The organism is Micrococcaceae bacterium Sec5.1 (genome assembly GCA_039636795.1).
Lineage (GTDB): Bacteria > Actinomycetota > Actinomycetes > Actinomycetales > Micrococcaceae > Arthrobacter.
Genome location: CP143430.1, coordinates 2,338,780 through 2,359,727, shown reverse-complemented (window position 1 = coordinate 2,359,727; position 20,948 = coordinate 2,338,780). Strand labels below are relative to the sequence as shown.

The window sequence follows — 20,948 nt, the reverse complement described above, 5'->3', positions numbered from 1 at the left end:
CTTCTGCGCGGAAGGGACTGGCGGGTGGCTGCTCAGTCCCTGATTCTCAAGATGGCTTCGAAACGGCCGCTGCGGTCACGGATTGCCGCGAGGTCATCGAACGTTCCGATCCGTACAATCCCGGTGTAATGCCCCACAGGTTCGTAGTAGAGGACGAGGGTGTGGCCGGGGGCGTAGTACCCAATTGTCAGCGGATCAGCGTCATCGCCGGCCGGAACGCCTTCAAGCGACAACGGCTTCGGTAGTTCTGCGTGCTTCTCCTGTCCGCCGAATTCGCTGAAGGACAGCGTCAGAGGAAGCTGGTCTATCAGCGAGCGGGCGGTCGCGTTCCCTGACAGGGTTCCGTTCACGGTCCGGCCGTCAATCCGGATGGCGATCGGCGTGTTTCCTTGGTTCTCGCTGGCTGTCATCGTTTCTGTTCCTTCCGGGCTGGCAGTTTCCTGCGAGGTCGTCGTAGTGTTCGCGGCGACGGTGTTCCCACCGGCCGTGCTCGTCGAGGCCGGGCTCTCCGAAGAGGTACTGCACCCGGTAAGGGAAAGTGCCAGCGCAGTGATCACCACCAGAGTCTGCTTCTTCATTTGCATGGCGGATTGTCCTTTTCCCAGGCAAAATTCGGTCCATTCCAGCAAAGCAGCCCCCGACGGCGGGCGGGAGCCTCTGTTGTTACAGGTACCGGGAGGGACCCTTTTGGCGGGTGACCGGAGTCCAAGGACACGTGTGGATCGGGCACCGGGACGGTGCATGCGCTGTTCGCTCCGTTCGCCCGGCCAGCAGCACCCGCATCAACCACCGCAGTCGGCGCCGGAAGATCAGCAGACCGAGTGCAGCGACCACTGCCGTCTCCGGCCATCGGGGGGCCGGCCAGTAGTCGGGCACAGGCGGATAGCCCCCCTGGACAGGCCGGCGTCCCGCTCAAAGTGGTTGCGTGATCCGGGAAATTGCGCATCGTCGACGAAGCAGGCGACCGGGAACGCGGAAGGGCCAGCGAGGAGGTTCGCCACAGCCCACTGATCCACGTGGCGTGACTCGTGGTAGCCGAGTTCTTCCTCCTCAGCCCGGGCCTGCGAGATGTTGGGGCCATACCTGACATACAGCCGCTTAGCCTCGGTCCCATACCCGTTGAAGCTCAAGGGGCCCGCGCTCACATCCACGCGACGAATACGTCACCCAGGGACTCCCGGGGAGGCGGCCAGAACATTACCCAGCAGCGGCGGCCCGGAGCAGGACTCCATGCCCATCGCCCGGCCAGCGAGAACCCCTACTCCGCTGAAGGAGCGAGCATTATCGCTGAGCGCTGCAGTGCTCCGTGGAAGCTCGGCCTCTTGATGCTCGCGGGCCTGAACATTCTGATTTTTCACAACGGCGCTTATCGCAGTGCCGCAGAGTGGGACCGTGGGACCCCCGTGCCGGCCCGGCTCGCGGCGGTAGTCTCTCGCGCATCATGGTCGGGGATCACCATCGCCGGAAGATTCCTGGCCACGCCTGACAGCCCACAGCAAAAATGCTCCCCGGGAACCGGAACCGACATTGTCAGTCCAGCCCCGGGGGAGCATTTTTGTTTGTAGGCCTTAATTCACCTATCAGACCAGCGTCGAGCGGAAGAAACTCGTGAGCTTGTCGAAGGGGATGAGTCCCACGCGGTCGTAGAGGTCAACGTGTCCTGCTCCAGGAACATAGAACAGTTCCTTCGGCCCGATGGCACGCTGGTACGCTTCCTCGCTGAATTCGCGCGAATGCGCTTGGTCCCCGGTGATGAACAGCAGCGGCCGCGGTGCGAGCAGGTCCATGTCGTTGAACGGGTAGAACGTCATGAACTTCGTGTTCGTCGCCAGGGCCGGGTGCGTCGTCGTGTTCGGGCACCAGCCGCGGGCAGTGCGGTAGAAGTCGTAGAATTCCCGGTCCACGTCGGTCGAATCCGGAGTGAGCACCTCAGGGGTGCCGCCTGTGTAGGCGAGCTTGCCGCCGTCGAACTCCACATCACGCTGCGCGGCAGCGTTCGCGAGGAACTCCTTGCGCTGTTCCAGGGTCACGGACTTGCGGAGTCCGTCGCGGTTTGCGGCCCCCATGTCATACATGCTCACCGTGGCGATGACCTTGATGCGCGGGTCGATCTTGGCCGCGCTGAGGACGAAGCTGCCGCTGCCGCAAATGCCAATAGCTCCGATGCGTTCCTGGTCAACGAAGGAAAGGGAGCGCAAGTAGTCCACCGCTGCGCTGAAATCCTCGGCGTAGATGTCCGGTGAGACGGCGTTGCCCGGTGTGCCGGCGCTTTCGCCCCAGAAGGACAAATCGAAGGACAACGTGACAAAGCCCTGTTCGGCCATTTTGGTGGCGTAGAGGTTGGCGCTCTGTTCCTTCACTGCGCCCATCGGGTGGCCCACCACAAGGGCCGGGTTGCTCAGCCTACGCTCCAGGTTATTCGGGACGAAGAGGTTCCCCACAACCTTCATCTGGTACTGGTTCTTGAAGGAGACCTTCCGTACCGTGACCTGGTCACTGGTGTAAAAGTTGTCCGCACCGTTCGAGGTGTCTCCGGGTTCCAGGTCCTTGCGGGATGCGCCGGGCGCCGCGGAGGCTGCACCCGCCGTTGCCATGCCCGCAACAGCGGAGAGCCCGAGCACGGCGGCGCCGGCCCCGGTCAGTTTCATGAGCCCCCGGCGCGAAACGCCGTCATCTGCCAGAGTGGCACGGATGGCGGTTTTCTTGATTCCGTCAGTGTTCGTAGTCATGTCTTTGTCACCCTCGTAATGTGCGCTAACGAATGTCGAAGTTTCCTTCTGCGCTTTCAAGAAGACCATCATTCACATACGCGAGGGAGACCCGGTTAAGAGAGGTACCGGTAGGGCCTCCATCAGCGGATTCCCAGCTCAGACGTCACTTTCGCACAGCCTTCACGCTGAGGATACGGTCGTTTGGGGATTCTGGGTTCCTATCCCGTCGGTATTGTTGGACGGATGTACCGGCCTCGGCGAGTGCCCCGCCGTCGTCAGACTCTCCCCACACTCGCGGCTGTGACAAAGGCGACCTTGCCCGTGAGTGGCAGCTGACCATGTTCATCATTCCTTCCGCGGAACGATCTCTACTGTGGCCTCCCGGGGCCCGGAGGCGACCATGGTCGGCAAATAGGGGCTCCCGGCGTACTTGGTCCGGTAGGCATCGTCGATTCGGTCGTTGAGCGCCGGATCGGCGGCGAAGAACTTCACCTCGTGGGTCTCCCCCGAGGCAATGATGCGGCCGACGCGCTGAGTCATCGCGGATCCGTACCAGCGGGAACGCTTGCCGTTCCACGCCCGGACGTAAAGACGGTCGGCGACGACGACAGACCAGATCCACGTGGGCGTTCCGTACGTAACGCCGTTGGCGCGCAACGGGGCAATATGCAGGTCATCGCTCACGGCAATACGTTCGATCGCCTGGGCCCAGGTGCTCAATGTGCATCTCCTTCGATAATGTTTCCCGTGTAGTCGGCCAACGAGCCAAGGAGTGCCTCCTGGAAGCGCACGTCAGATACCGCCCTATGGGGCGCCTGAGTCCGCTGATGATGCCAATAGTGCCCGCTGTGGAGCGCCTCGGGGCTGTTACTGACAGCGAGCCAGGCCTGCGTAACGTGACCCAGTCGCCAGTCGTCGCTGGCACCGGGCCCGCCCATGCGGGTCGGAACCCAGCCGGGGTCCACCGCGTGCGATAACACACCCGGCCACCGCCGAGCAATGGCCGCAGCAAGTGTGGTGACAAAGAGCTTGCTGTCCGAATACGAACGGGACGTGCGCGCACCGCTCCAGTCCACGCCGTCGAGATCTGTATCCCCGCCGCGGTGCATGCTGCTGCTGAGGTAAATCAGCCGGCCGGGCTTGGTCATTTCCGCAGTGAGTATGAACGGCGCCACCACGTTCACGGGGAGCAGGGACGGACCGTTGATGACGCCGGCGTTGTGGATCACGGCGTCAAAACGCCCCAAGGCGTTCGCCTGCAGAGCCAGATCGCGAACCTCATCGAGCCGGGCGAGATCGCCCACCACGGACTGCGCACCGCGATCCAGAAGATCCCGAACGGCTGACAGCCGTTCTTGGGAGCGGGCATGCACGACGACGGAATGGCCGTCGTCGAGCAGCGATTCGGCCGCCGCGCGGCCGAGTCCGTCGCTGGAACCTGTGATGAGGATTCGGGACATGATTTTTCCCTGGAGGCCTAATGTAGGCGCCCGAGGGCGCGCATAAAGGGAAGGACCGTGTGTATGGCCGCGGAAGCGTCGAGTGCCGAGAATTCAATCGCGGAGCGCAGTTCCTCGCGGCCCGTCTCAAGAACGGGCCGCAGGTATTCCTTGGACGGCACGGGACTGTACTGGAGAATCTCGACGGCGGCCAACTCCTGGCCGGCCCGGACGAGTGCGGTGTCGAGCGATTCAGCGTCGCGGACATCGGCGGCGTAGCCAGGGGCGGTGATTCCGGCATCGTTCAGGTCGCTGGCGATCGCGGCCACTTTCTCCTGGGAGCGCGAGATCAGCGCGACGTTGAATCCTTCGGCTCCGAAGCGCCGTGCGGCGACCTGGCCCAAGCCCGGCCCTGCACCGATAATCGCGAGGGTGGTCTTCATGGAATGCTCCTTCATTTGATGGGAGGTTTGGCGATTGCGAGGCCGAGGAAGGCGATCAGGGTACCGGCCACCACCATGGTCGCCATGGGCGCGGCGGTGTGGCTGCCCCCAAGGCCTGCAATGGGCGCAGCGATTCCAGCCACAACCCACTGGATCATGCCAAGGACGGCGGAACCTGTTCCCGGGTGATCCGGCACCGCCTCCGCAGCCAGCGCTCCGGCGTTGGCGCCGAGAAGCCCCTGAGCAACCATCACGGCCAAGAAGCACCCCAATGCTGCCAGCAGCGGAGTTCCGAGCCACAGGGCACTGACCAACATAAGCGCGCCGGCAACGAGGTCGATCACCATGCCCGCAACGATGACTTTCCGGGTGGATACCCGGCCGGCCAAGCGGGCCGAAACCAAGGCAGCAACTGCGGCAGCGGCTGCGTTGGCGGCGAACACCACGGAGTACGCAACCGGCGAGAGTCCGTTCATCGACTGGAGAACGAAGGCTGAGGTGGCCACGTAGGCGAAGAGGGCGATCATCGCCGCCGAGCTGATGACCATGTAACCCACGTACTGGCGGTTGCCCAGCACTTCACAGGCAGCTCTGGCGAAGGTCTGCAGCCCGCCGCCATGCCTCCGCTCCTTGGGCAGCGATTCCGGAACGATGAACACCACGCATAACGCCATCACGATGCCCACCGCGGCGAGTACCCAGAAAGCCGTCCGCCAGTGCGAAACCTGCAGGATTCCGGCCCCGAGCAATGGGCTGACTACCGGAGAGATCCCGCCCACTCCTGCAATGATGTTCAACGCCCGGACCAGCTGGGTACCGGAGACCAGGTCAATGATGATGGCCCGGCCAATGACCATCGCCCAGCCGCCGGCGAAGCCCTGGACGAAACGGGCCACCATCATGGCACCAATGAAGGGCGCAAGCGCACAGAGCACGGAAGCAATAAAAACCCCCATCGTGCCCGCAAGCAACGGCCAGCGGCGTCCCCGCTGGTCCGAGAACGGACCTCCCACCAGTTGGCCCAGTCCCATCCCGGCGAAGAACGTTGTCAGCGTGAGCTGCACCTCCGTGGCACTCGCGCCGAGCTCGACGGAGACCATCGGGAACGCGGGAACGTACATGTCCGTCGCTAACGGGGCGATGGCCGTGATGAAAATGACGGCGGTAACAAGCGACGCGGATACCACGTTCTTCGTGCCGGGCTCTATATCGGCACCGATTGGGAGGGTGGCAGATTTCATGTTCCTACAACATCATGTCTCTACGCGCGTAGGGAGTCCCCCTTGATGGGGGTACCCAGAGGGACTCCTTCAGTCCGAAATGCGCGCCTATCGTGGATTCATGGATAACCGTGCCGACGTACGCATGTTCCTCACGTCACGCCGCGCCAAGATCTCTGCCGAAGAGGTGGGCCAGCCCACGGGCATAACCGCCGTGTGACGGGCCTGTGCCGTAGTGAATTGGCCACACCGGACGGGCCGAGGCTGCCGTGGCCGCCAGAATGCTAATTGGCAGTTCACCAAACCGGGTCACAGGGCTTAACGTAGTGTGGCCCCCATCGACCGTGAATCGTCACCCCTGCTCTTACGGCTGCTGTTGCCGCTTTCCTTATTACCTCCTCCAGCCCGCTTTACCGGGGGCTGGCTTCATCTGGCACACAGGCGTAGCGTCGGTTGGGCAGGGATTCGGCGGATGGACAGCGATCCGAGCGGCGCCACCCGGTGTTAAAGCGGTTGAGGTCAGTCCTCTGAAGGAGCCCAGGATGACTGGATGGAATGCCGACACTGCTGCCGGGCCCTTAGGGCCCGGGTCGATCACACTTGTAGAGGGCTCATCCTTCTGCATTTCCGCGGCGAATGGGGACATCCATCCGGAATACCCGCACGGGGTTTTCTATGAGGACACCCGGATCCTGTCCGGCTGGAATTTGACCATTAACGGTGAGCCCTTGGAGCCGCTGGTCGCCAAGACAAAAGAACCCTACCGGGTCCTGATTGCTGGCCGCGTAGGCCGTTCAGACGGATACGCCGACAGCCCGCTGATTGTGGAACGCCTTCGCGAGGTAGGCGCTGGGATCTTGGAGCAAATCACCGTCCGAAACTACTCTATGGCCCCTGCCGAATGCCTCGTCTCCATCAAGGTAGAGGCGGACTTCGCGGACCTCTTCGAGGTGAAGGAAGCGCGTATCCAGCGGCGCTGGGACGAGTCCCGCGAGGTCGAAGGGGATCGGCTGACGATCCGGGCCACTTGGCAGGACATTCGGAAGGGCGTCCTCGTGTCTGCCGACGGCGCCCACGCCTCACCCGAAGCCCTGACGTTCCAGGCATTTGTCCCGCCGCATGGACAATGGAGCGCCACTGTTAGTGCGGTGCCCACGGTCAACGGGAGCGGTCCGGTAGCACAGCTCGTACGTCCCGACGCCGACCAGTTATCTCCGCGCGACCTGCGCCGCCAGGAGTGGGTATCAAAGATTCCCGTGCTGCACATGGGCAACGGCTCCATAGAGCAGACCCTTCGGCGCAGCTATGATGACTTGGGAGCCCTTCGCATCGAGGACCCCAGGCACCCGGACCGGGTCGTGGTGGCTGCGGGCGCGCCCTGGTTCATGGCGCTGTTCGGCCGGGACTCGCTATGGGCGTCCCTGATGGCGCTGCCGGTGGATCCGTCCCTGGCGTTCGGCACTATTCAGACGCTCGCCGACCGCCAGGGCAAGGTCGTGGACGAGATGAGCGAAGAGGAGCCAGGCAAGATCCTGCACGAAGTCCGACTCGACGTATCCAGCGGGCTGGCGTTGGGCGGCAAGTCCGCCTACTACGGCAGCATCGATGCCACCCCGCTGTTCGTGGCTTTGTTCGGGGAAGTCAGCCGCTGGGGCTTCGCTGCAGAAACCATCGCTGCCCTGCTGCCGCATGTTGACCGGGCGCTGGACTGGATCCGGAACTACGGCGACAAGGACGGCGACGGCTTCGTCGAGTATGAGCGCCTCAACAACAGGGGGCTTCTCAACCAAGGCTGGAAGGACTCCTGGGACGGCATCAACTTTGCCGACGGCACTCTGGCCGAACCCCCGATCGCGCTCTGCGAAGTGCAAGCCTACGTCTACGGCGCGTTTCTGGCCCGCTCTTGGATAGCCTATGACGCCGGTGACTTGGACCTGGCAGCGGAGTACCGGGACCTCGCGGCACAGTTGAAGAGGAAGTTCAACGAGCAGTTCTGGTTGCCAGACCGCGGCTACTACGCCATCGCCCTGGACAGAAAAAAGCGGCCTGTCGATGCCTGCGCTTCTAACATGGGTCAATGCCTGCTGTTTGGAATCATCGATGAGGACAAGGCCCCCCTAGTGGCAGAACAGCTGATGTCCCCTGAGATGTTCAGCGGCTGGGGCGTGCGAACCCTGGCCAGCGACATGGGCGCCTACAACCCCGCCAGCTACCACAACGGATCCGTGTGGCCCCACGACAATGCCGTGATCACAGCCGGACTCCTGCGCTACGGTTTCGTCGAGCAGGCACAGCGGATCTCCACAGCTTTGTTTGAGGCGGCCGAGTACTCGGAAGGGCGGCTGCCGGAGTTATTTTGCGGCTTTAGCCGCGAGCACTTCGACGTCCCCGTAGCCTACCCGACGGCATGCTCGCCACAGGCTTGGGCCGCCACTACCCCCATCTTCCTGATCAAAAGCCTGATGGGCTACTACGCGGACGTTGCCCGCGGCGGTCTCTGGATGAACCCGGTACTCCCCGAAAGCTATGGCGACCTGCACATTACCAACGCCCCCATGGCCAACAGCAGGATCACCATTGATATCTCCGGTTCCAGCGCGACGATCAAAGGATTGCCCGAGGGCATGATGTTCCACCACGGAACGCGACCACGGGCCACAGAATTGGCCGAACGGGCCAGATCGCGCGGAAAGGCCTAAATACGGACTCACTGTTCCACCCATGACGCCGAGGCGTAACCAAACCGGCTGCAGATCTTCGCTGAATGGCCGGATCCCTTAAGGATGGAGACTCGCCGATTGTGACAGCCGTTCTCGTCGCCAGGGTACGGCCCAATACCCCGGGGGAGGTACTTGCCAGCTCGCGCGTCCGACTCGTCAGCATGCTCCGGTGATATGCCCCATCTCGGCTTCGGAAAGGTATGGCGGACGCGTATACCCCTAGTCCGGGATGGGCGCGTAGCCCAGCTTCGAACGCAACAGCGTCGGGCCCGCGGACGCGGCCTGAAGAAGGACCCAGCAAGACTCCCCCGCCCCCATGGCTTCGACCACCTCCCCATGAGCACGCTGGCGCTGCACAGATCGAATCCGATGGCTCCGCTAAGGTCCCAGCGTCAGGTCCGACCTCCGCGGGATGTGTATCCCACCTTCAGTTGATCGTCCGGGAATAGGTGGCTTCTGGGACGGCTGCTCTTGAGCTCCGGTGAACCGGGACAAGGACATTGCGTCAGTTTGATTTCAAAGCAATGGCAGGTGCTGCAGTCGCAGGCGCTTCCTGCTGGTTATTTGGGAAAGGCCGTACGGCGTCCGGCAACAGCGATGAGGAGCGCGAGCCCGGACATGACGATGGGCAGGAGCATGCCATCGAAGTTGCTGATCACGACCGCACCGGACACGCCGGCGGCAAAGATGCCATATTGAATGCGACCCCGGGCATCGAGTTGGCGACGTGGGCGTTTTCGACGCTTGCCCACTGATGGCCGTTTGTGGCTGGGCCGGTGCGCCCCCGAAGGCAACACCCCACAGCACAATCAACAAGTACCGCCAGCACTGATGCGTGGCCAACGATGAAGATCAGGCCAACGGCGATGAAGGTCCCGGCACTCAACAGGACCAGCGCCGGAAGTGAAAACCAGTGGAATGGCTACCAAGCCGAACAGCACCAGGGTTGCCCAGCCACCATTGAATACTGAACCGACAGAAAGGGGTGGGCGGAATCGATTGGCGTCATCCCGCTCCTACGGATCAGGAGCCAGGTGACGATCAGCCGCTGCAGGAAGCGCCAGGGACCGCCGAACAGCAGGGGCAGGACGTCAGATGCCGAAAGCCGCCGCCCGGCCAGTGGCAGGTCAGGCAGTTCCGGGCATCTTTCTCTATAGATGAACGGAACATGCTCTGAGCCGGCCTTCCTATCAGTCGACGTCGTACGTGTTTGCGATATAAACATCGCAAGGGGCGTTGTGGGCCACACTGTTGGCCACGCTGCCGAGGACGCGGCCAATGCCACGCATCTTCCGGTTACCTACAACGATGATCTGGGCTTCCATGCGGAGAGCTTCCTTGATGAGGGCATCCGCCGGGCGGCCTCGGGCTGACGAGTAGGTGACTTTGATGTCCCGGCCCAAGGTTTCCGCGACACTGCGGGCCACGTGCTCGGCGCCATCCGCGTCGGAGACAACCCGCTGATCGCTGCCGCTGCCGAGAACTTCGGTCCGGTCGCTGTCGAAGGCTGACACCACATGGAGGGACGCGCCCAGTGCTGCAGCAAGGTCCCAGGCTGACTCTGCCGCCCTATTTGCCGTTTTGCTGCCGTCGACTCCTACAACGATTACGGGACTCATGTGTTTGCTCCTTAGTAGATGGGTGCGGTTAGGTTCCAGCGCGCGCCGCAAGTTCAGGATATCCTGCATTATGAGACTTAGTACAGAATTCCGGGAGGATCGATTCGTAAACCTCATGAAGGAGGCATGTTACGAATACTCCGCTCGCCTACGTGCTGGGGGTCATCCACATCTTGGCGCTAACGTTGGGGCGCTGGCTTGCGGACGGGCAGCCCGGGGCCTTGGTCCAGGCGGGTCAGCCGGGCATCTGGCACCCGGACCGGACCCTTCCAGCCGTCGAGGATGCAAGATGCAGGTGGGCTGCGACCCGTTGAGGACAGCACCGGCAGGTGAACCGCGGCGCCAAAATCCACCGTTCGGCGCGGACATTAGTGCGGTTCTGGCTCCAACGTGGCCGCGAGGACATGTCCGCCATGCCGTCGTCGGCACGGCAGGTACGGGTCCACTCACTTCTTCCCGGTGGCCGGCGGGACTGGACCGCTCTGCGGCCGCGCCCAAGGTCCAGCCCTGCTCCACGACCAACCAGGCCAGCCTCCCCCTGGCCTTGGCTGCCAGGTCAGCGTCGGCTTGGGGACGTAGGCCACGAGAGCCTCCTGGCGTCGAGATGAGTATGGAAACCCAAATCGATACCGGAGGCTAGCGCTTTTTTGCATCACGCCACGCTGTTCACAATCTCTATGGGAACTACGGCTACGACCATCGAGTTACCGCTTGCCTGATTCGGTTCAAGCATATAGGTTTTATATATAAAACTTATGACCCCGTCCAGTGCGGATGGGGAGGAGAAACGGGGCGGGCGTGCAAACGGAAACAGATGAGGGAAAGTATCGGGCCCCGGCTCTGGCCAAGGGACTCGACATCCTGGAACTCCTGGCCTCCGAGGACAGTGGGCTGGGCCAAGCAGAAATCGGCAAGAAACTCGGCCGAACTACCTCGGAGATTTTCCGCGTGCTTATGGTGCTGCGCGAACGCGGCTACATAGAGCTCAATGAGGGCGAGCGCTATCACTTAACAACGAAACTGTTTGAAGTCGCGCATCGGCAACCGATCATTCGTCGCCTGACAGTCATTGCTGGCGATGAGATGCAGAAGCTCGCGAATCGCATCAGTCAAAGCATTCACCTCTGCATTCTTAGCTCGGGAAAGCTGCTTGTTATTGCTCAAGCGGATTGTCCGGACACCAACGTGAACACGGTTCGTTTGGGTTCACAGATCCCCATTGACGATTCCGCTTCTGGCCGGGTTCTGGCAGCGTTCATGGCAGACGCGGAACTTCAGAACCTGCTAATGCTCGCAGGCAACGAGACCAGCGCCCGCCGGTCGCGCTTCCTTTCTGACCTGCCTGAGGTCCGCAAGGCCGGATTCTGCCAGGGAAAATCGCTCACGATTGAAGGGGTCACGAACATCTCAGCGCCAGTCTTCGACTACACGGGTAAGGCTGTAGCTGCCATGACCACGCCTTTCATCCATCGCCTCAATGGCATGGGCAATGTGCCGGTCGATCAAGCACGCGAGTTGTTGGTGGAAACGTGTAAGGAATTGTCGCGGCGCATGGGTGCAGGTGCCTCAAAGGGCGACTGAACATATCCGAGAGACGGACGCCGACCCAGCTGACGGGTTAGGTCCGGAAAGCTGGCCTCGAACAGTCTGACTACTCCCCCTTCCGGGATCCCTGCCATTTCAGACAGTCGACTGCTCCTTGGTTCGGGTCGAACCCGCTAGCGAAGTTCTATGGTCGCGTCGGATGCTGGAGACGGCCAACGCCGCATGCACTCAAACGCGATTCCTTCCCGTGGCCTGCCCAAGCTCCACCACAGCCATGAGCTCCTCGCTACGTCCAGACGTGACCTCAACTTGTTACGGGCTCAGCCCAACTGCGACGCGCGGCTATTGACGCGTCACTGCGTATATGAAACTCTAATTCACATACAAAACAATCTGTGCATCCTTCCGTGTCCAGCATGGCCACAGGCAGGAGTATCAGCAGACATGCAAGAGGAGTCTCGATGAAGCGATTCGAAGGGCGAACCGTAGTTGTAACAGGCGCCGGCAGCGGGATTGGGGCCGCCAGCGTAAAGAGGCTGCTTGCCGAAGGGGCGACGGTGGTTGCTATCGACGTCACTCAAGTCGGCGTTGACGCCGCCCTGTCAGCTGCTGCAGAGGGAGACCGCATCCATGGGGCAGTCCTTGACGTGTGTGACCACGCTGAGACGGTGGCGCTTCTCGCTGAGATGCGTGAGAAGTTCGGCGGGCTCAACGGCCTCGTTAACTGCGCGGGAATTACGGGCGAAGGCAGCATCGTCGACACCGATCCGGAAAAACACCGCAAGATCATGGCAGTGAACCTCGACGGAACAATCAATATGTGCCAAGCGTTTGTGCTGGCAGTGAAGGACGACGGCGGGCCACGAGCTATCGTAAACATTTCTTCGGGAGCCGGTGTCCTTGGCGTGCCGAACCGGCTCTCCTACGTCGCCTCGAAATTCGGGATCTCCGGCATAACTAAATCCATGTCCCCCGAGCTTGGACCCCTTGGTATCCGGGTCAATGCGGTCGCCCCGGGCATGACCAGGACACCCCTGGTCGAGTACATGATGGAAGATCCCGCGGCTGTCGCCCGCATAAATGCGAAGCATCCGATCGGGCGAATTGGCTACCCGGAGGAAATTGCTGCGGTTATCGTTTTTCTCCTGACCGATGACGCAAGCTTCATGACTGGTTCGGTCGTCTCCGTAGATGGCGGCCAGACCGCATGCCTCTGACGCGCGCGCTTCACTGATCAGCGGAAGACAGCAGGAGGAAGTACCTGCGCCCCGGGCGCAATGAAAGTGATAGGTGGAGATGATGACCGAAATTCAACTTTTGGTCGATTGCAAGAACCATCTGGGCGAAGGCCCGCTCTGGGATGCCCGGGAGCAACGACTTTACTGGGTCGATAGCACGGCGTGTGAAATTTGGAGTTGCAATGAAGCCGGAAGTGACGTTCGCACGTACTATGTTCCGACGTATATCGGATCGATGGCATTGCGAGAGAGCGGAGGCGCTGTTCTCGCCCTGGCAAGTGGCTTCAATTTCTATGATTTTGCCACGCAGGAAGTCACCCCCATCGTCAACCCCTTAGCGGATAAACCTCACTATCGGTTCAACGACGGCAAGGTCGATCGCGCGGGCCGGTTCTTTGCAGGATCAATGGGCTACGATTTCGATCCGCTCAGCGTGGACATTCTGCGGAAACCGGCAGGAAACGGGTCACTTTACCGTCTGGACCCAGACCTTTCCGTGAAAGAGATTGACACCGGCTTGATCTGTTCCAACGCTCCGTGCTGGAGCCCCGACGATAAGACATTCTATTTCGGCGATTCCGAGCACAAGGTCATTTGGACCTACGACTATGATATAGCCACCGGAGACATATCGAACAAACGCCTGCATGTTTCCGACCGGAACTATGCCCGCACCGTCGACGGTGCGACCGTCGATTCCGAGGGCTTTCTCTGGAATGCCAAAGTGCTCGGCGGGCGCATCATCCGCTACGCACCCGATGGATCAATTGACCGGGAAATCGATGTTCCCGTACGGAACGTCACCAGCCTCATGTTCGGTGGTCGCAATCTGGACGTTCTCTACTTCACCAGCATGTCAAAGCCGTTGCGTGGCGTACCGGCCACCCAACCTGGCGCCGGTGGTCTGTTCGGGATCTACGGGCTGGGCGTAAGGGGCCTTCCAGAAATGCGCTTTGCCGGATAAAACCGTGCGGCGATGCCTGCATGAAATTTTCTGAGAAGAAAGAAAGACACCACATGGCAAACAATATCGACCTTTCCCACGACCTCGCGAAATTCGCCTCAGATACTCGATTTGACGATTTGCCGACGCAGGCAGTCGAGGCCGCCAAAAAGAGCCTTTTGGACACAATCGGCGTCATGCTCGGCGCGAGCGGAATGGAACCGGCCACTAAACCTCTTATCGAGCTCGTCACGGAAGCCGGCGGCAAAGAAGAAGCAAGCATCCTTGGGTTCGGCGGCCGCGTGCCCGCCGGTGCAGCCGCCTTCGCCAACGGGACTCTGGCGCACGGACTCGACTACGACAGCCAGACACCTTGGGGCGCCCATCCTGACAGTTCCCTCGTCCCTGCCCTCCTTGCGCTAGCTGAGCGCAAAGGCGGAGTAACCGGCCAAGAGTTGCTCACAGCAGTGGCCGTCGGCCAGGAACTATTCATCCGGCTCCGCTGCAACGTGGGCTGGCATATGGACTGGAACTTGTCCGGGGCAGTCGGGGTGTACTCGGGCGTCGCGGCTTGCGGAGCGCTCCTGGGCCTTAGTTCAACGCAGATCGCGCACGCCATGGGCATTGTCAGCCTGACAGCGGGCGGGACCATGGAACAGATCTTTGGTATGGGCAGCAACTTGCGCGGGCTTTATGCCGGGTTTATAGCGCAAAGCTGCGTGAACGCCGTTCTCCTTGCCCAGAAGGGGATGCTGGGGATGGAGAACCTGTTCGAAGGTGAGGCCGGCATCTTCAAGGTCTATTTCAACGGAGAATATAACCGTGAAAAGATGCTCGAAAACCTCGGGTCTGAATATCTTTGTACAGGCATGACCTATAAGTACTGGCCTGCAGTGGGCAACGCCCACACCTACATTCATGCGGCAATTGAACTGACGCGGGAAAACCAAATAGTCCTCGAAGATATTGAAACAGTGCGCGTCTACGTCGGCGATTTCGCCCAGCGGATGACAGCACCGCTGGATCAACGAAAGAATCCCAAAACGATGATGGATGCGAAATTCTCGTTGCCGTTCACCGTTGCACTGGCCCTCGTCAAGGGTAAAATGAGTATTTGGGACTTCTCAACAGATGCCCTCAAGGACGTGCAAGTACTCGCGCTGGCCGATAAGGTCGAACCCGTATTCGATGAGGCCCTCAATTGGAATCTCAAGTTGCCGGACGGCAAAGTCGAGTTAATCATGCGCGACGGCCGCCGGATCGAACGCCTGGGTTCAGAAGTGCCCGGCACACCTGAACGTCCGATGACATGGGAAGAGCTCCGCCAGAAGTTCGGCGAATGCGCAGAGGCATCGATTCATCCGGTCTCCTTCGAAAATGTCAAAAGGGTGCAAGACCTCATCCAGGATATCGAAACCTGCGATGACGTCATTGAGGTTTTGGCGCTGGTCCGCTGACAGATCAGGGCAGTATTGGGCGTCTGTAGAAGTACCAGGAGTGAAAGCATTCAGTTCGGAACAGGCCACAAGAGTACTTGACCATATCCCGCATAGCGGAATATCATTAATCAAGAAGTCGATTGAGGATGCGCTTCAACTATTTGGACAAACCCAAGTCCTCCACTCGAGCCTCAAGTGCCACAGTGTGTTACCAATAACACTGCAGTTGCCGCAGGGATAAAATTCTAGACTGGCTTACCATTCGCTTTACGAAAGTCAGATATCCAAGATTGGCGCCTTTCGGTGCCGCATATTCGGCCCGATATCGGGCGCACCTACGAGGAGGTAGCGTGACTACAAATTCTTCACCGGCCAAGCCGGTCGTGGACCGAAAGACGGTCATTAGGAAAGTCAGACGGACAATTTTGCCGGTGGCCTTCCTGTTATACGGGTTCAACTATATGGATCGCGCTTCCATCAGTTATGCGCAATTGACGATGGGCAAGGAACTCGGAATTGACGTTGCGACGTACGGTGCCGTGGCCGCAATCTTCTTCGTCGCATATGTTCTCCTGGAAGTGCCCAGCAACATGATTCTCGCCAAGGTCGGCGCCCGACTCTGGCTCGCACGTATCGCGATTACGTGGGGCCTGGTCACCATGGCCACCGGATTCGTATACTCGGTTACCCAGTTGTACTTCGCCCGCGTCCTGCTGGGTATCGCTGAGGCTGGCCTTTTCCCAGGGCTCATTCTGTTCCTCACCTATTGGTTCCTGAACCATGACCGCGGCCGGGCAATCGGTGCCATCGCGCTGGCGATGCCTGTTGCTCTTATTGTTGGAAGCATAAGTGGCGGCTTGATACTCGAACACGCGGACTGGTTCGGGCTCAGCTCTTGGCGTTGGATCTTCATTCTTCAAGGCCTGCCGCCGGTCCTGCTCGGCATCTGGATCCTCCTCACACTGGCTGACCGCCCGAGCAAGGCAAAGTGGCTCAGTATTGGCGAAAAGAAGTGGTTGGAAGATTCCATAGCCGAAGAGTATGCGGCCATGCCCGAAGATCAGCACGATAAGTCGAGCGAACTGCGGGCGCTGCGGAACCCCAAGATCCTGTACCTTGGCCTGATCAATGCACTGGCCGGGGTCGCTTCTTACGGCATGACCTTCTTCCTCCCGCAGGTTGTGTCGCAATTGAATCCGTCATACTCTCCGACCAACATCGGCCTTTACGGTGCGATCCCCTACGTGTGCGGGGCCATCGTGATGTTGGTGCTTGTCCGGTATGCAGACATCACCGGACGACGGAAGTTCATCGTGCTGTCCTGCTTCGCTACCGCTATCATTGGCCTGCTCATGACCGCGGTATTCCGCGGTTCCCCGCTGATGGGTATGATCGGCCTCATCCTGCTTGCATGTGGCGTCATCGGAAACATTCCTACGTACTGGGCCCTGATCAGTCAGATCCTCACGAAGCGGCAGGCCGTCGTGGGAATCGCAGTCATCAATTCCTTGGCTTCTGCCGGCGGCTTCTTCGGGCCGTTTCTTATCGGCAAGCTCGCCACCCCAGGCGACACCATTGTGGGAATGTCCGTTCCCTTGGTTGCACTCTCGCTCGCGTTCGTATTGTTGCTCTTCGTCAAAGTGCCATCCCGCGGCCAAGGGGAAACAGAACCATCCGAGAAGCTGGCCCCTCTCGAACCGGGGACTTCGATCCTGCGCGACTAAGTAGGCACAGTGCATAACAAGCAGCTATTGAATCAATCGACCTATTCAATCCCCATCTGAAGGAAGACCGCGAAGATGACAACGACAACGTTCGAAGAGTGTGCTGGCACGCGAGAGGGAAGGCGCTTTCGGATCGGGCTTATCTCGGCGGAGGGAGTGGCGGTCCCCTCAGACGGCTATGAGATGGAGATCATTAACCCTGCTACGGGTGCCGTCATTGGCACGCTCCATGAAGCCAATGCCGCAGAGATTGATGCTGTGGTGGCCGGAGCGAAGGCGGTGTTCGAGAAGGTGTGGCGCCGGACCGCGCCCGAGGTCCGGGCAAGCATGCTCACGGCTTGGGCCGATGCGATCGTTCAGCACCGTGAGGAACTGGCCGATATCGAAGTTGCCGACGTCGGCCACCTCCGCCGCGAAGCCCTCGCCGACATCGATAACAGCGCCCGGGTCCTTCGTTACTATGCCGGCCTGGCTGACAAGATTGAAGGCCGCACCTTCGCGCAGCTGCCGGACCGGCTCTCCTACGGGCTCGACGAACCCTTCGGCGTCGTCGCGGGCGTCAGCCCCTATAACGGAAACGCGAACTTCGTCGCGCTCAAGGCAGGCCCGGCACTCGTGGCCGGGAACTGCATCGTGATCAAGGCACCCGAAGTCGCCCCCTTGCTGAACTACCGAATGGTCGAACTCGCCCTGGAAGCCGGCCTCCCGGCCGGCGTCATCAACATGGTCACCGGTCGCGGCGAAACAGTCGGGCCGCTGCTGACCGAACACCCGGACACCGGAATGATCGCCTTCACCGGCGGACCGGGCTCCGGCCGGGCCATCATCCACCAGTCTGCTACCAATATCGTGCCGACGTTCCTGGAGCTCGGCGGCAAGAGCCCGGCAATCCTGCTGCCGGACGCCGACCTGGACATCGCCATCCCCTCGCTGCTGCACTCAAACTTCGCCAAAAGCGGCCAAAGCTGCGTGACCGGCTCCCGGATCTTCGTCCCGGCCTCCATGTACGCCGAAGTCAGCGACAGGCTCGGGCAAAAAGCGAAAACCGTCCGCGTCGGACTACCCACCAAGGAATCCTCACAAATGGGCACGCTCATCACCCAACAGCACCGCGCCCGCGTGCACGCCCTGGTCAAAAGCGCGATCGACGCCGGCGCAGTCTCCCTGGCCGGCGGCAACCCCGCAGAAGAAGGCGAGCTGGCCAACGGCGCCTTCTACCAGCCCACCGTCCTGGCCGAAGTCACCGACGACAACCCCGCCGCCCGGACCGAAGCCTTCGGCCCCATGGCAAGCGTACTGTCCTACACCGACATCGAAGAGGTCATTACCCGTGCCAATTCCTCCGAATTCGGCCTCAGCGCCCAAGTCTGGGGAAACGACGCACGCACCATCCAACACCTCACCAAACGCCTCGAAGCCGGAACCGTCTGGGTAAACACCTACCGCTCCTTCCACCCCACAGTCCCCTTCGGAGGCATGAAACAAAGCGGCTTCGGCAAAGAAAACGGATTCGACTCCATCGCCATGTACACCCGCCGCAAAGCCATCGTCTGGGATCTCAGCACGGAACGCGAACTCCCCTACACCGACAACTGACCTTGTAGAAGCGATCGGCGGAAGGGCGCGCGTCTGAAGTTATCGGGTCAAGATCGTTAGAGCCTGGCCTGGGCGCAGGAAAGGATGGGGACTCACACCATGTGAGTCCCCATTTTGCCGCCCATCGCCGTTGGTTTGACAACAGCGCCTGTGAAGCGGGCATATGCCGAGCCACGCAGCGTCCTTCGAGGTGGGACACCTGCACCACCGTCTGTTGCCATTGACTAGGCCAACTGTCCACCTACGGGAATCCCCGGTTTTGCTGACTCCGTCACCTAGCGAGCTTGTGCTCGCGGAAGGATGTTGACATGCCCACGGCTTACGGGGCAGAGTTCCGCAGGATGTAATTGATGCGGCCCGCAAGGGTAAGGCGCAGATCGCGAAGGATCTCGAGCTTTCGGTCAAGACGTTGAAGCACTGGATCGCCACCGCCGAACGTAAGGGATCGGGGGTCGGCCCGGCGGCCGCGGAGGGTGTTGGGATTCAGCAAGCAAGGCTCATTACCGGTGGAGAGCCCGCCCGGTGACGGAACAGGGCTGGGCCGGTGCGCACTTAGTCACCGCCGCTCGGGACATTCATGCCCAGGACCTGGCGACAGGGTACCGGTTCATCGCCGACGAACTCCCGGAGAAGGGCATCGTGCCGGTGAGAAGAGGGTCTATCGCTTGTACAGGGACCACGGTATCTGGTCGGCGTTCTCAGAGGAGCGGGCCTGAACGGCAGACGGGGGCCACCGGTTCACGGCGACCTGATCGAGCGGGATTTCGGCAGGACCGTCGGGTTTAGATGAACGCGCGGATAAAGTCCTCGCTGGCCGTAGCAGCTTGGATCGAGCGGTCCTATCACCGCGAGCGACAGTAAAGAGGGCTGGGCAAACTCACGCCCATCGAATATGAAGCAACCAACCGACCGCGCTCACCACGGCCTAAGCCCCCCAGTCAGCAACAGCCGGGGCAGTCCCCAGGGTCATGTGCACTCCCCCACTCCACGTGCGTATCTCCGCGTTTCGTTTGTGGAATTCCAATAGTTCTTGAATTGGTAGAGAGAGTGGCTCTAACTGGAAGGATCTTGCCGCAACTACCGCGTCTTCATTACCGCATTTGTGGCGACGGGTTTGAGGCGCCGCGTGGAGCTTCCCGACCGTTGCGGTCTGGGACAAGACACTTCGGCCTGCAGGCCCCCTTCAACCACCGTGTGGACTCCGGACTGGTGTAGGGCAAGGGCCGTGCCCAGAGTTACGCTTGTGCGTCGAGTTCCAGCCGGGGTCAGCGCAATCACACTGCAGCGCTCTCCACCGTGCTGGATCTTGACCGAGATGGGACGAAAATTCTTACCGGGGAGCTCGGCTGCCCCCGCGGAGTCGGGAACGGCGTCAATGGAGTACTCGATGTATTCACCGGTGAAAGCCTGTAGTTCCAAATTAGTCGTTCCTTGGCCGTAGGATGCTCCGATGACCGTGGCTGACCCGACAAAGTATCCCCTGAAGCGTGGGCGCTTACGGTTGTCTTCCATGCATTCCTCCTGGCCTCCGGTAAAAGCAAATAACCTGTCTGGCGTCCGTCTCTTCCATGGAGAAAGGTGCAGGCCTGAATCAAGTCGATCCTTCGAACAGAGCTGACAGCTGACTTCTCCTCTGCTGGTGTGCTGCATTGGCGCACGCCAACAATTTCAATTATCTCACATTGCAGGATTGCATCAACATCTGTCCTTGCCGCTGATGCCTCAATGCGAAACGGTCCCTGCACAGGACGTATTGGGAAATGCGCGCAGGGACCGTTCTGCTTCTGAACCAGAGGGCCGGTGAGGCGGCCACTAAGGGTGAAGCGGAAGGCATGGGTTCCGGTGCCATAGTTCTACCCGCGTCCAGGGAGTGACGGAGTGGTCCGTCACTATGACTGGGTTGTCGCTACTGGTTCATCGAGCAGCGCGAAAAGGGGCGAGTTGTCGACATAGATTCGCTGATCCGTGAACTTCCCTTCTTCCACCTTGAAGACGGAACATGCCTTGATCGATACGCTCCTTCCGTCATGGAGATGCCAAACCCCTAGGGATTCGAAGATAACGGCGCCTTCATCTTCCTCCCACACGTTGACCAGATCGTGGTGCAGGGATTGCACCCGACCCAGCAGCCCCGACATCGCGGTGAGCGCCGCATCGCGACCGGTGATCGTCGGCGCGGGAGCGAAGGTCAAAGTTATGTCGTCCGCGAAGTACTCGCCATACCGGACGGAGTCGTTAGTCTCCATTTCGGCGTAGTACTCGGTCAGCAGGTCAACAATTTCCTGTCTTGCACGCAATATCAGGCTCCTTC

General features: G+C 60.7%; 18 protein-coding genes and 2 pseudogenes. 8 read left to right on the top strand and 12 right to left on the bottom strand.

The annotated features are described in order from the left end of the window. Positions 1 to 32: 32 nt before the first annotated feature. From VUN82_10895 to VUN82_10865, 7 genes are all read right to left on the bottom strand, one after another. Positions 33 to 578, bottom strand: a complete 546-nt coding sequence (locus tag VUN82_10895) for a cyclophilin-like fold protein (GenBank protein ID XAS74289.1) — start codon at positions 576 to 578, stop codon at positions 33 to 35. Positions 579 to 809: 231 nt separating this feature from the next. After that, positions 810 to 1,151, bottom strand: a complete 342-nt coding sequence (locus VUN82_10890; GenBank protein XAS74288.1) for a hypothetical protein — start codon at positions 1,149 to 1,151, stop codon at positions 810 to 812. A 429-nt stretch (positions 1,152 to 1,580) separates the two neighbouring features. Then, positions 1,581 to 2,729, bottom strand: a complete 1,149-nt coding sequence (locus VUN82_10885) for an alpha/beta hydrolase (protein ID XAS74287.1) — start codon at positions 2,727 to 2,729, stop codon at positions 1,581 to 1,583. Positions 2,730 to 3,056: 327 nt separating this feature from the next. Next, positions 3,057 to 3,431 carry a DUF2255 family protein gene (locus VUN82_10880; GenBank protein ID XAS74286.1) on the bottom strand — a complete coding sequence of 125 codons (375 nt, stop codon included), beginning with the start codon at positions 3,429 to 3,431 and terminating at the stop codon, positions 3,057 to 3,059. Then, positions 3,428 to 4,171 carry an SDR family NAD(P)-dependent oxidoreductase gene (locus VUN82_10875; GenBank protein XAS74285.1) on the bottom strand — a complete coding sequence of 248 codons (744 nt, stop codon included), beginning with the start codon at positions 4,169 to 4,171 and terminating at the stop codon, positions 3,428 to 3,430. Before VUN82_10875 ends, VUN82_10880 begins: the two co-directional genes overlap by 4 nt. Positions 4,172 to 4,188: 17 nt before the next feature. Continuing rightward, positions 4,189 to 4,593 carry an SDR family NAD(P)-dependent oxidoreductase gene (locus VUN82_10870; GenBank protein ID XAS74284.1) on the bottom strand — a complete coding sequence of 135 codons (405 nt, stop codon included), beginning with the start codon at positions 4,591 to 4,593 and terminating at the stop codon, positions 4,189 to 4,191. Between the two features lie 11 nt (positions 4,594 to 4,604). Beyond that, positions 4,605 to 5,834, bottom strand: coding sequence for a multidrug effflux MFS transporter (locus tag VUN82_10865; GenBank protein ID XAS74283.1), 1,230 nt, complete (start codon positions 5,832 to 5,834; stop codon positions 4,605 to 4,607). Between the two features lie 521 nt (positions 5,835 to 6,355). Here VUN82_10865 and VUN82_10860 point away from each other — a divergent pair. Continuing rightward, the gene (locus VUN82_10860; GenBank protein XAS74282.1) at positions 6,356 to 8,512 is read left to right on the top strand and encodes a glycogen debranching N-terminal domain-containing protein; all 2,157 of its coding nucleotides are present in this window, start codon (positions 6,356 to 6,358) and stop codon (positions 8,510 to 8,512) included. Positions 8,513 to 9,093: 581 nt separating this feature from the next. Here VUN82_10860 and VUN82_10855 read toward each other — a convergent pair. The 3 genes and pseudogenes from VUN82_10855 to VUN82_10845 form a co-directional block, all read right to left on the bottom strand. Further along, a complete protein-coding gene (locus VUN82_10855; GenBank protein XAS74281.1) occupies positions 9,094 to 9,285 on the bottom strand; it encodes a hypothetical protein in 192 nt (63 codons plus the stop codon). 438 nt (positions 9,286 to 9,723) lie between these two features. Beyond that, positions 9,724 to 10,152: a universal stress protein gene (locus VUN82_10850; GenBank protein ID XAS74280.1), complete on the bottom strand. Its 429-nt coding sequence runs from the start codon at positions 10,150 to 10,152 to the stop codon at positions 9,724 to 9,726. Between the two features lie 182 nt (positions 10,153 to 10,334). After that, a pseudogene (locus tag VUN82_10845) lies at positions 10,335 to 10,758 on the bottom strand (leucine zipper domain-containing protein). Positions 10,759 to 10,950: 192 nt separating this feature from the next. Between VUN82_10845 and VUN82_10840 the strand changes: the two are divergent. The 7 genes and pseudogenes from VUN82_10840 to VUN82_10810 all read left to right on the top strand — a co-directional run bounded on the left by VUN82_10840 (position 10,951) and on the right by VUN82_10810 (position 19,495). After that, on the top strand, positions 10,951 to 11,733 hold the full coding sequence (locus tag VUN82_10840) for an IclR family transcriptional regulator (protein ID XAS74279.1): 783 nt from the start codon (positions 10,951 to 10,953) through the stop codon (positions 11,731 to 11,733). Positions 11,734 to 12,158: 425 nt separating this feature from the next. Further along, complete coding sequence (locus VUN82_10835) at positions 12,159 to 12,914, top strand: SDR family oxidoreductase (protein ID XAS74278.1); 756 nt, start codon at positions 12,159 to 12,161, stop codon at positions 12,912 to 12,914. Positions 12,915 to 12,993: 79 nt separating this feature from the next. Then, on the top strand, positions 12,994 to 13,899 hold the full coding sequence (locus VUN82_10830) for an SMP-30/gluconolactonase/LRE family protein (GenBank protein ID XAS74277.1): 906 nt from the start codon (positions 12,994 to 12,996) through the stop codon (positions 13,897 to 13,899). Between the two features lie 53 nt (positions 13,900 to 13,952). Next, entirely contained in the window at positions 13,953 to 15,335 is a 1,383-nt protein-coding gene (locus VUN82_10825; protein XAS74276.1) for an MmgE/PrpD family protein, read from the top strand. 332 nt (positions 15,336 to 15,667) lie between these two features. Beyond that, positions 15,668 to 17,041: an MFS transporter gene (locus VUN82_10820; GenBank protein ID XAS74275.1), complete on the top strand. Its 1,374-nt coding sequence runs from the start codon at positions 15,668 to 15,670 to the stop codon at positions 17,039 to 17,041. Positions 17,042 to 17,116: 75 nt separating this feature from the next. Continuing rightward, entirely contained in the window at positions 17,117 to 18,637 is a 1,521-nt protein-coding gene (locus VUN82_10815; GenBank protein XAS74274.1) for an aldehyde dehydrogenase family protein, read from the top strand. Positions 18,638 to 18,945: 308 nt separating this feature from the next. Further along, positions 18,946 to 19,495, top strand: a pseudogene (locus tag VUN82_10810) (IS3 family transposase). A 219-nt stretch (positions 19,496 to 19,714) separates the two neighbouring features. On the opposite strand, the gene VUN82_10805 reads toward VUN82_10810, so the two are convergent. Beyond that, positions 19,715 to 20,149 (bottom strand): hypothetical protein, encoded by a 435-nt coding sequence (locus tag VUN82_10805; GenBank protein XAS74273.1) that lies wholly within the window; start codon positions 20,147 to 20,149, stop codon positions 19,715 to 19,717. 377 nt (positions 20,150 to 20,526) lie between these two features. Continuing rightward, positions 20,527 to 20,934 (bottom strand): nuclear transport factor 2 family protein, encoded by a 408-nt coding sequence (locus VUN82_10800; protein XAS74272.1) that lies wholly within the window; start codon positions 20,932 to 20,934, stop codon positions 20,527 to 20,529. Between the last annotated feature and the right edge of the window lie 14 nt (positions 20,935 to 20,948).